Raw genomic sequence first — 11,566 nt, forward strand, 5'->3', positions numbered from 1 at the left:
ACCCGCTGGGCGTTTATCGAGATGTGATGCTGGCGAATTTGGCTTCATTGACCTGCGGTAATCGTTCGCGTTGTTCCGGTTCCACGGTTCTTGAGACCTGGGCGTCATTGTGGGATTGTTGCGGCCATTGTTATACGAGGTCCGTGGGGTGTGAGGTGCGGCGGCACGGGGCGATTGATTGACCGCATTAGTAGTCGGCGGCCCATACGGCGTTGGTGTGTGGGTATGTCCGGATTCTCCAGGATTGGTGTGCGAAGGAGGAAAACCGTTCGTTTCCCTAGGTGGCTGGAATTGCGAAGGGACCGCGGTGGGGATGGTATTTGTCGAGGTCGGTGGTGTGGTGGTGTTGCCAACTACCCCTCCGCCTGCTGGTCCTCCGCCTGTGCTGGGCGTTGTTCCTCCGACGGATGTCCCGGTTGTTCCGACGGCTGGTGTGCCGTGTGTGGCGCCCATAACGCTCGTAGGGGCAACTTCGGCTGCACTGGTGTGGATGGGCGACGGCGAATGTGCGGTGAGATGTCCTCCGCCCTGGCCGACGTTGGGGCGTTCGGTGAGATTGCGGAGTGGTGGCACCGCCGCGGTGAGCATAGCTTGGTAAGGACCGGTCATGAATTCACGGGTGGCTGCCCGTGCTGCTTCCCCGGCTGCGCGAACTCCAGCGGGGTTAGTGGCTGCGGTGACAGCTGCGGTGCGCTCGGCTTCGATGGCAGCGATCTGAGCGCGGGCAGCCTGCCGGATATGAGGCAGCTGGGAGACCGATGCATGCATGGCGGTGGCGTTATCTGCGAAGGTTTGAGCCGTCGCCATCACTTGGGTACAGCATGCGGCAGCGGCATCAATGGCCTCTCCCGTGTTTTCTTCCAGCTGGGAGCGGGCGCGGGCCAGGGCGTCGACGGTCTCATTTAAAGAACTGGATAAGCTGTGCCAATAATCGGCGAGGGCATAAATGTCATTATCGTTGCCGGCGTCAAGCATGGCTAATAGTGCGCCCGGGTCATCGGTGCCACCGTGAGTGGGATCGGTGAAATCAAAGGCGCTAAACGTTCCCTCAGGCTGAGTTGGAAAAGTGAAATCTGTGGCTTGGATCGACTTAAGTCCGCAGAGTATGGCCGCTGAAGCATCGTCTTGGTTAACGAAAGCACCTCGCATCGCCCTCGTGCCCTCGGCCAACCAGCGGATGAGGTGCCGGAGCTGCCGCAAAGTCTGTATCGCGCTGCCAGTCTCACCGTTAATGACCTGGCAATGCTGCTCGCCCAACATTCGCAACCCAGGTTCATTAGTGAAATCACCTCGGAGCAATTTAGCGGTCGAGAGTACTCTTTGAGTACCACTAGTGGCATTTTTCTCTAGGACGCCAATGGCATGATCTAAAGTGCACGGATCAATAGCTATAGTCATTTAACTAACCTTCTTTAAATTATCGTGCGCTTTTTGGCAAAGCTGCTCTTCCGACATCTTTTCTTCATCATCCAGGTAGCCGAATCCAATCCGGCCTATACTAGTTTCTACATATGCAACGCATCCGGGTGTTCTAATAGAGAAAATTATTTGATCAAATCGACCAGGGCTGTATTTTCTATAGAGCCTTCCGGCGATATCTTCGTATTTTCTTTTATCAGTACTTATGGAAAGGTACTTAGATAAATCCCTCTTTTCGTCGAGGAACGCGCAATCTTTCAGATTAGCTAGCTTAATATGGTCCGACCCAATCACTGTATATCCTTTACTTTCCCAATATCCTGGCGAGACATCTTCGCAGAGGTCGGCGTTCTCAAACTGGGGATCGGAATAGTCATAGGATCCATCGGAGTTCTTCTTTGCTTTAACTGGATACTTAGCCAAGATTTCTGGTCGCTCCCACAAAGGAAACTCATTATTGTTCTTTTCTGGGTTATGTTTTGTAGGTGAAGGCTGTGAAGAAATGGGGGGATGCTTCACCGCAGAACTACTCGGAGTCGTCTTAACTGACTCCGGATTCATTTCACTACTCTCGTCAGTGGATGTGTGGCACCCTGCTGTAAGGCACACAGAAAAAACGAGACAGATGAGCTGACAGAGCCCTTTTCTGGTCCCGCTATAAGTCGGTGGTCTCCTTGTGGCATTATATCTATTAGAGCTTTGATTTAATTTAGTGAACGAGCTGCATGATTCCTTCCTCGAGGACATCGGGCTAGCGGATGTTGAATCAAGGGGTGTATCTAGGACATTACATGTGTGCTCTAGTGAGCATATATCTATTTGAGTATTCATTTCAGATTAATTCCTCAAATAATTCTTTTGCTTTCTGACACAGATATTTATAGTTATGTGTAGAATTGTCTTCATTCATAACCTGAGCGGCCACTCTCCCGACCTGTGTCTCTAAATATAGAATGCACTGTGAATCGCTTCCCTCTCCGTCAAATCTTCCGTATTTAGAGCTAGACGCGACCATAACTTGAGTACCTGAGACTCTGTCTTTTGAACGAGCATCGGTTCCAAAATTGAACAAAAGATCCTCATCAGCAGACGGAATTTTCTTTAATAAGCAGTCTTTAGAAGTGAGATACGGAAGATGTTTGCTGATAATGATCTGGTACCCTCTAGTCTCCCAATACCCTGGCGGGGCGTCTACGCAGAGGTCAGCGTTCTCAAAATTCGGGTCTGAGTAGTCATAGGAGCCATCGGGGTTCTTCTTTGCTTTCACTGGATACTTAGCCAATATTTCCGGACGCTCCCACAATGGAACCTCACCGTCGTTCTTTTTTGAGCTACGTTGTCGCACTGGTGATTGTGAAGAAATGGGAGGATGCGCCATTACAGAACTACTCAACGTCGTCTCGGATAGGTCCGAATTTATTTCACTGCTCTTGTCAGTGATCGTGTGGCACCCTGCTAGCATCCATGCGGCCAAAGCGATACACGTAAACTCGAGGAGGCCTCTCTTACGTCGGTGATAGGCCGAGAGCGATACCGTGGGCACACGATATCTTTTAGAACTTCGATTGAGTGATGAACACGCCATCGTAGATAGAGCCCCCAAACTTGATTCCCCCATTGCGCTCCACAAACCTGTCCCCCAGGGTGTGGCGCGAATCTTGCCTAATAGTAGCGCACTAAGACGCCCTTGCCTAGCATCAATCGGTGGATGAATGGTCATCGATTGGCCCCGATGCGCAGGGGAAAAGTAAATTCCATTGCCGCGCGTCCGGAACCGCGTGAGACGTTCAAGGGGTGTGTCACGATTTGTGACCAGCAGATTTGTGTACAGACTTCGACACAACTAGAGTATTGCCTCGTGCTCAGCTAATTGCTGACTTTTTACCCTGTCCGGGTGGCGGAATGGCAGACGCGCTAGCTTGAGGTGCTAGTGCCCTATTAACGGGCGTGGGGGTTCAAGTCCCCCTCCGGACACAGAATAAGCCCGGGTTCCCATCAAATCCTGATGAGAGCTCGGGTTTTGCGATGCTCGGAACACTGCCCTAACTACTCGCGTTTATTCAGCTGACTGTCAGTCGTTTCCCCGGTATCAAAAGCCTTGAGGATGCGCTCCGCCGCAATCGTCGGTGTTACCTGCCCGGCGCGAAGCTGCGTTTCAATCAGCTTCTTTTCCTTCTTCACTGCCTCAGATGTGTTTAGCCGGGTCAGTAAAGTTTCGTGGACCATTTGCCATGTCCAGCCGATCTGCTGGTTCCTCCGTTGCTCATCAAATCGACCCTCGGCCACCATTTGATCGTGGTGCTCTTCAACCACCTTCCAGAATTCTTCGACACCGTTGCCTTCAGCAGCAGACATCGTCATTGTCGGAGGTTTCCATGATGCATTTGCTGGCCGAACCATGCGCATCGCCGCACCTAGTTCTCGTGCAGCCCGCTTTGCGCGGCGAACATTATCTCCGTCTGCTTTGTTGATAGCGACGAGGTCGGCAAGCTCAAGAATGCCTTTCTTGATGCCCTGCAGCTGGTCCCCAGCGCCTGCTAGAGCTAGGAAGGTGAAGCAGTCGACCATCTCGCTGACAGCGACCTCCGACTGCCCCACGCCGACAGTTTCGACGAGGATAACGTCATACCCGGCGGCCTCCATGACAATCATCGTCTCGCGGGTCGCTTTAGCGACACCACCGAGTGTTCCGGCACTTGGGGATGGCCGAATATACGCGTTCTCGCTTTGCGAGAGCTTCGTCATTCGGGTTTTATCTCCCAAGATTGATCCACGTGAACGAGTCGACGAAGGGTCAATAGCGAGGACTGCCACTTTGTGGCCGTTTTCCACAAGGTATAAACCGAGGCGTTCGATGAACGTGGATTTACCGACGCCGGGGACGCCCGTAATACCTACTCGTAATGCCTTTCCAGAGAAAGGGAGCAGCTTCACCAATAGTTCTTGGGCCAAGACGTGATGCGCCGGTGCGGAAGACTCAAGCAAAGTGATGGCCCGGGCAAGCTGGGTTCGCTCATTATTCCGCACGGAGGTGAACAAAGCATCGACGTCGATGCGGTGGCGGGCTCGCTTAACCGCTTCCGGAGCAACTGCTGACTTTCCTGGAACTTCAGTCCCCGCAGTCGTCGTTAATGACCCGAGGGTTGACTCGAGAAATTCATCTCCCCGCGCTTGGCTATCGGAAGACATTGATATCTCCGCCTTTCTACGAAGAGCTCGTCATAAAAATAATTCTATAAGTAAATTGTGTAATTAATTATTTATTTGTTTAAAAACTCGCCGGACCGTGAAAGCGCTCGACGGACCTCGAGATGCTTAACGAACCGCGTGACGTGTGAAGTTACTCTCTACATGATGCCCATCATGAGGACAAAGCGCCCTTCTCCCCACCCCAATTGGCCGGGAAAAGAGCGCTCATCATGCAGCTAAGGAATCTCGGCACCACCCGGAAGAATCACCACCGGGAAGAATAGTGGTGCCGTAATTCCGTCGCTTTATGCCCTAGGCCTCCGCCTTATCCTCAGCCTCAGAGTCGTCCGATTTGTCATCGTCATCGACATGAAGCTCGATTCCCATGTGTGCCGACAGCTTGGTCAGCATGTCGATCACAGAATCTGCGATAACAGTGCCCGGCGGGTAAATGGCGGCAGCACCGTCGTCGTATAGCTCTTGGAAATCTCCTGGAGGAATAACGCCGCCCACGATGATCATGATGTCTTCGCGGCCCAGCTTCTTCAATTCCTCGCGAAGCTCGGGGACGATCGTCAAGTGGCTAGCTGCCAGCGACGACACGCCGACGACGTGCACGTCGGAATCGACAGCAGACCGAGCGGCTTCGGCGGGAGTTTGGAAGAGCGGTCCGACGTCAACGTCCATGCCTAGGTCAGCATAAGCGGACGCAACGACTTTCTGTCCGCGGTCGTGACCGTCCTGTCCGATCTTCGCGATGAAGATACGTGGCCGGCGGCCTTCCTCCTCGGCGAATGCATCCGCCATAGCGGTGGCTTTAGCGACATTACCCACGGTGCGGTCCTTACCTACCTCGTCTTTGTACACACCCGAGAGCGTGTGGATCTCTGCCTGATGGCGACCGAACACTTTCTCGAGAGCATCAGACATCTCACCGACGGTGGCACCAACGCGGGCAGCATCGACCGCAAGCTTCAGAAGGTTGTGCTCGAGGTTGCCGTGGGATCCGTCCATGCCCGCAGCTCCGGTGAGAGCATTCAGAGCTTGGTCGACGGCACCTTGATCGCGCTCAGCACGAAGTTTCTCGAGTTTGTCATGCTGCTCTTGGCGAACACGGCTGTTTTCAACCTTCAGAACTTCGATGGCCTCGTCCTCGACGCCCACATACTTGTTGACACCGATGAGCGCCTGACGGCCAGAGTCGATACGAGCCTGAGTACGTGCCGCGGCCTCTTCGATGCGCAGCTTCGGAATGCCTTGCTCGGTGGCCTTCGCCATACCGCCGGCTTCTTCCACCTCGCGAATGTGCTCGCGAGCTTCCTCGACCAACTGGTTGGTCAACCACTCGACGTAGTAGGAACCAGCCCACGGATCGACTGGGCGCACCGTATTGGACTCTTGCTGCAAGATCAGCTGGGTGTTACGAGCAATACGAGCCGAGAAATCTGTCGGGAGCGCGAGAGCCTCATCCAGCGCGTTCGTGTGCAGTGACTGCGTGTGTCCCTGCGTTGCCGCCATAGCCTCGATGCAAGTACGCCCAACGTTGTTATACACATCCTGAGCGGTGAGCGACCATCCCGATGTCTGAGAGTGCGTACGCAGAGCCCGTGACTTCGGGTTTTCGGGGTTAAATTTGCTGACGATTTCGCTCCACAGAATACGGCCAGCGCGGAGCTTCGCAATTTCCATGAAGGTATTCATCGAAATGCCCCAGAAGAACGAGAGGCGAGGTGCGAAAGCGTCGATATTAAGGCCAGCATTCAGTCCAGCGCGAATGTACTCAAGGCCGTCAGCCAGGGTGTAGGCCAACTCGAGGTCAGCCGTCGCTCCAGCTTCCTGAATGTGGTAGCCGGAAATCGAAATGGAGTTCCACCGCGGCATCTTGTTAGAGGTGTATTCGAAGATCTCCGAAATAATCCTCATCGACGGCTGCGGAGGATAAATGTAAGTATTGCGGACCATGAACTCCTTCAGAATGTCATTCTGAATCGTTCCGGCCAGCTTCTCCGGAGGAACACCCTGCTCTTCGGCGACGATAATGTACAAAGCCAAAATCGGCAGCACAGCACCGTTCATCGTCATCGACACGGACACGCTGCCAAGGTCAATTCCCTCGAACAGCTGCTTCATATCCAGGATGGAGTCGATGGCCACACCAGCCATACCGACGTCGCCCTGAACACGCGGGTTGTCTGAGTCATAGCCGCGGTGAGTGGGCAGGTCGAAGGCCACCGACAAACCCTTCTGGCCGGCGGCCAGGTTACGACGGTAGAACGCGTTCGACTCTGCTGCGGTGGAGAAACCAGCGTACTGGCGAATCGTCCACGGGCGGTTCGTATACATCGTTGGATACGGACCACGCATAAATGGCTTGATGCCGGGATACGAATCGAGGGGATGCCCCGCCTTGAGGACGTGTTCCCTATCTTCACCGTTGTAGACGCGTTTGACGTCGAAACCCTCGGGGACTGTCCACGTCCCCTTATCTTCTTCAGCTGATGTCGTCGCTGCCTTCTCTGTAGCTCGCGAAACATCGGCAAAATTCGGAATACTTGTGCTCATTGTTGTCACAGTCCTAACAGCGATTATGCGCCGAGCTCATCGAGCAGGCCCGACAACGTCGAGACTGCATCAATCTTCATGTTCAGGTAGTCATCAGGCTTCGAAGAATCATCGAGATTCTCAACGGCCTTCGGAGCGCCCGCCAGGAGAACCTTCTTCACTCCCGCAGCTCGTAGGGCATCGATCGCGGAACCAGCGTTCTCTGCATATTCCGCATCCGTACCGCAGACGACCACGATGGGAGCGTCCTTGAACTGAGTTGCGAAGTTCTCGTCGTCTGGGGTGACTTGTCCTGGGTTATCCGCCTGAATACCACCAGAAGCCAGGAGGTTCGTGGTGAAACCAGTGCGGATGTTGTGCTTGGCCAGGGGGCCAAGAGGCGCCAACTTAATGACAGGCCGCTTCTCTTCCTTCTCGAAGTACGCGTCCGACCTGTTTCTCAGCGCCTCAAAATCAGCTCCCCAACGGCGAACACCTGTCGGCTCAATGCGCAGATCAGCCGCCAGCGGCTTCTCAGCCAAGTTCGGGAACTCGTTGATCGCTGTCACCTTGGTACGGCGATGAGCAATATCATCGCGCCGCTTTTCATACGACTCATCGAGGAGCTTTTGAATATCGCCGTTATCAGTTTCAGCGATGAAGCCATCCTTAGATTCGACGTCCGTTAAGACGCCCCATGCCTTCTCCTCGAGCTGGTCAGTGAAGAACTCAGCGTAGTACGAGCCACCAGCGGGATCAGCAACAAATCCCAAGTGAGACTCTTCCAAAAGTAGAAGATTGATGTTTCGCGCGATGCGGTGGGCGAAGCTACGTCGAGCTCCTGGCAATCCATTCTTGATCGCATAGTCGAAGGGATGAACCAGCACGCTCGTGGCCCCACCGACGCCTGCCGCAAATGAAGCGATCGTGCACCGAAGAATATTCGTGTAGGGGTCACGCTGGGCGAACATCACTGGTGCTGTTTCCGCGTGGATTGCGGGCAGCGGATGATCCACAATGCCCAGCACTTCCCACACCCGCGCCAGAAGTGAGCGGAGCGCACGGAATTTACAGATCGTCGAGAAGAAGTCGTCGGTTGCGGCGAGTCGGATCGAAATCTGGTCGACTGCGTCTTCAACAGAGAGACCGGCGTCGGTAAGCTTCCGCAAGTACTCCAGTGTTGCAGCCAGAACCAGTCCAATCTCTTGGGAATCTGTCGCGCCTTGGTTGCTGAGTGAGACACCATTCACAGTGATGGCGTGCACTGCGCCAGGAAGCTCAGATGCTTTCTTTGCCCATGCAATGGCAGTGTCGAGGTCAACACTTTGCGACGAATCGAACCCCGACGTCAGCGGTGAAGCACCGAGGTCAGCAGTTGTCTTGTCGTCGCCATTGGTCTCGAGGAAATCGAGGAAAGCATCTCCCAATTCTTTCGAGGGAGTAGCTAGCGCGATCGGGGCAAGGTCAAGATAGACGTCATTGAGCACTCCCGGGATGTCCGTGGGTTGGATTCCCTTGAGCTCGAGGACCGTGGTCCCAACATTCAGTGCGTGAAGAATTCGCTTGTTGATGTCTTTCGCGCTCTGGCCACCGGCAGTTGCGTTAACTTCGACGGCAGGTCCGAAAACCTCGCGAATTCCCCATCCGGCATTGTCGGCCTCAAGGAGCTTGGCTCCACGTGTATATGGGAATTCACCGGGAGCAGATGGCTCTGGTCCTTGATCGGTCCGCATATAGAGCGGTTTGACATCTATTCCGTCGTAAGTCGGCTTGATGAGCTTCTTCCACACATCATCCGGAACGTCGGAAGGATCCTGCTTGCGGGTTCGGGCAAAAACCTTCGCAACTGCCCGATACCATTCGTGCTGCAGGGCGGCATCTTCCGTGCCAACCTGTGAGTCAGTCACAACTGACCCTCCGTCCTGGTCGTTCAAAGTAGGTTAATCATTTCAGGTGAACCGGTGCAGTGGTCTAGCTCAGCGATGTTGTGGCAACACCATTCATAACGGTTATCTTGCAGGTGTTTTCGTTAAACACAACGGAGCCTGCACGTCGTTCACTCCCTTCTCAGGGTAGTCCCCATTGGTTGATATTTTCCCGACTACACGTCGTTATCGCCCGTTTGATAGCGATTTATCTGTCAATTTCAGCGCGATGTGACGTACTTCTCCCCTATGTGTGGTCAATAATGTGAGCCACAATCTGGGGTCGCCTTTCTCATCCACCGAGCCGCCAGAAGGTAGGCTTACCCACGTTATGCAACGACGTGACGTGGTGACTCAACCCGATCCTCAGGCCGACCCACCTAGCCGACGATCCTGGATTCATCGTGTCGTTACAGCAACGTCACGAGCATTGGCGCAGTTCCTCAACATCATCGGCGTCATCATTCGCGACGTGTGCCATGGGTGGTTGCGCTGGACACGTCTCAATCAAGTGCTGAGTGTTGTCATCCTCGTTGTGCTGGTGGCAGCGCTATTCGTCGTTCCACTTCCCTCCGTGACCACCTTCAGAGATTGGTCCGTGGGCGCTGGGTGGTGGTTTCCTTTCGCCTTTTCGGCTGTTTATATCCTTGCCACCCAGTTCCCGATACCCCGGACAGTCTTTACCCTCAGCTGTGGCGTGCTCTTTGGTCCACTCATTGGCATAGGTGTCGCGCTGATATCGACGGGGTGTTCAGCGTTATTATCCCTGCTCATTGTCCGCCGTCTTGGACGAGATTGGGTACAGTCCCGCCTCACTCACCCTGCCGTCGACGGGGTTAATGCCCATTTACGACGCCGGGGCTGGCTGGCCGTCGGCTCCCTCCGCATGATTGCGGCTGTTCCATTTTCTGTCCTGAACTACGTGTGTGCTCTGTCGTCGATCAAAGCCCTTCCCTTTACTCTGGCGACGATAGTCGGGTCGGCTCCAGGTACGATCGCCACCGTCCTCGTTGGCGACGCCGCGGCGGGACAAGGTAGCCCCTTAACGATTTTGATCAGCGTCGTTCTTTTTGGAGTCGGCCTGACGGGCTTGATTACGGACATCGCGCGGCCGCCACGTGCGAATACTGACGACACGACGACTGGAACGCACACGAATAGGACAAGCTAGTATCCTTGACTCCATGGCAATGGCTCACACGCGAGGAACGTCGGCTCGATCACTTTTTGCAGTGCATGCTCGGTTCCGTGGACGGACTATGAGACGGGCGGAATACGTGAAGAATAGTGCTCAAGCTATGGAGCACCTGCCCGGGGTTCTCAAGTCCACCGTGGAAGGCGTGGAGGAGATTTCGCTCCTTACTCGCGACGCAGAATCTGAAGCCCAAGTAGTGATGGCTTTCCTCTCTGCCGGTGAGTGGGCTATTGGGATTGGGATCGGGGGGCACGATCCGTCCGTTGTCGCCCGTAGTTGTACAGGTAAACGGGCCGGTACCGTGGGCGCGTCGATAGCCACGATCTCCCAGAACTCTTCCATAGCGAGTTCGGAGCTCGCTTCAGATATTTCCGCGGCGTTTTCTTTGATCGGCCATGTGCTCACCCGGAGGACTGAGGAAGGCCGAGAAGCAACAGCGCTTATGCGGCAGGGATATACACAAAACGACGCTGCGGTAGAGCTTGGTATCTCTAAGCAAGCAATGTCGCAGCGTCTGGTTGCGGCGGGTTGGCAGGCAGAACAAGCAGGATGGGACCTTGCCGTCCACCTTTTGACCCGGGCGGAGGAACTTTAACTACTCGTTCGACGCGTCCTCCGGCGAATCGACGTCCGGTTGATCGTCAGCATCGGCAACGTCGATGTTCTCCGAACCCGCAGTGGAGGGATCTTCCCCGAGCTTCTTCGCCGTGTTCCGTTTAGCGGCCAGAGCACTGTCTAATGGATCATCCACCGTTTTGTTAGCGACGGCGTTTGCCTCAGCGACAGCTTTGGCGATTTCAGGTGCAGACTGAGTGGTAAACCAGTCGTCATCCTCATCCGTCGCTGCCTCTGCCTTGGTTTCCTCGTCGACACTAGGAGCTTCGTAGCGGAATACCCCGTCAGAATCCTTGTCTGAGAACTGCTTGGTGAAGGACTCCAGGGCATCACCGAATTGCGACGGAATCAGCCACATCTTGTTGGCAGATCCTTCAGCCATTTCAGGAAGCTTTTGGAGGTATTGGAAAGCGAGAACATCCGGTGTGACCTGCGAGGTTTTGATGGCAGCATTCACCTTACGGATGGAGCGAGCTTCACCCTGTGCGCGTAGGTAGCGGGCTGCTCGTTGTCCCTCGGCGCGAAGGATCTCAGCCTGGCGCTCGGCTTCCGCTTGCAAGATGGCAGCATGCTTTTCGCCCTCGGCGGCAAGGATACGGGCTTGTTTTTCACCTTCGGCAGTCTTGATATCAGCCTCGCGCTGACCTTCCGCAGTCAAAATCATGGCGCGCTTTTCGCGGTC

The 11,566-nt window shown here is 54.7% G+C and carries 9 protein-coding genes and 1 tRNA gene; 3 read left to right on the plus strand and 7 right to left on the minus strand.

Annotation, left to right across the window (positions count from 1 at the left end; genetic code table 11):
• The 3 genes from Q3981_RS01950 to Q3981_RS01960 all read right to left on the minus strand — a co-directional run.
• On the minus strand, nt 1-1,398 hold a 1,398-nt coding region (locus tag Q3981_RS01950), incomplete at its 3' end, for a hypothetical protein (RefSeq protein ID WP_303123351.1).
• Nucleotides 1,399-1,980, minus strand: coding sequence for a hypothetical protein (locus tag Q3981_RS01955; protein WP_303123353.1), 582 nt, complete (start codon nt 1,978-1,980; stop codon nt 1,399-1,401).
• Between the two features lie 271 nt (nt 1,981-2,251).
• Nucleotides 2,252-2,797 carry a hypothetical protein gene (locus Q3981_RS01960; RefSeq protein ID WP_303123355.1) on the minus strand — a complete coding sequence of 182 codons (546 nt, stop codon included), beginning with the start codon at nt 2,795-2,797 and terminating at the stop codon, nt 2,252-2,254.
• A gap of 510 nt (nt 2,798-3,307) precedes the next feature.
• Between Q3981_RS01960 and Q3981_RS01965 the strand changes: the two genes are divergently transcribed.
• Nucleotides 3,308-3,393 (plus strand) — tRNA-Leu (locus Q3981_RS01965).
• A gap of 72 nt (nt 3,394-3,465) precedes the next feature.
• Here the strand turns inward: Q3981_RS01965 and meaB are convergent.
• From meaB to Q3981_RS01980, 3 genes are all read right to left on the minus strand, one after another.
• Nucleotides 3,466-4,608, minus strand: coding sequence for a methylmalonyl Co-A mutase-associated GTPase MeaB (gene meaB, locus Q3981_RS01970; RefSeq protein WP_303123357.1), 1,143 nt, complete (start codon nt 4,606-4,608; stop codon nt 3,466-3,468).
• A gap of 312 nt (nt 4,609-4,920) precedes the next feature.
• Nucleotides 4,921-7,170 (minus strand): methylmalonyl-CoA mutase, encoded by a 2,250-nt coding sequence (scpA, locus tag Q3981_RS01975; protein WP_303123359.1) that lies wholly within the window; start codon nt 7,168-7,170, stop codon nt 4,921-4,923.
• Nucleotides 7,171-7,193: 23 nt separating this feature from the next.
• Nucleotides 7,194-9,056 carry a methylmalonyl-CoA mutase family protein gene (locus tag Q3981_RS01980; RefSeq protein WP_012731570.1) on the minus strand — a complete coding sequence of 621 codons (1,863 nt, stop codon included), beginning with the start codon at nt 9,054-9,056 and terminating at the stop codon, nt 7,194-7,196.
• A 349-nt stretch (nt 9,057-9,405) separates the two neighbouring features.
• Here Q3981_RS01980 and Q3981_RS01985 point away from each other — a divergent pair, with 349 nt between their 5' ends.
• Complete coding sequence (locus tag Q3981_RS01985; RefSeq protein ID WP_303123362.1) at nt 9,406-10,245, plus strand: TVP38/TMEM64 family protein; 840 nt, start codon at nt 9,406-9,408, stop codon at nt 10,243-10,245.
• Nucleotides 10,246-10,258: 13 nt separating this feature from the next.
• Nucleotides 10,259-10,864, plus strand: a complete 606-nt coding sequence (locus tag Q3981_RS01990) for a MarR family transcriptional regulator (protein ID WP_303123367.1) — start codon at nt 10,259-10,261, stop codon at nt 10,862-10,864.
• On the opposite strand, the gene Q3981_RS01995 is transcribed toward Q3981_RS01990, so the two are convergent.
• Nucleotides 10,865-11,566, minus strand: a 702-nt coding sequence (locus tag Q3981_RS01995) for an SPFH domain-containing protein (protein WP_303123370.1), incomplete at its 5' end; no start/stop codon positions are given.

Origin of the sequence: Corynebacterium sp., assembly GCF_030530965.1 — a bacterium.
GTDB lineage: Bacteria > Actinomycetota > Actinomycetes > Mycobacteriales > Mycobacteriaceae > Corynebacterium.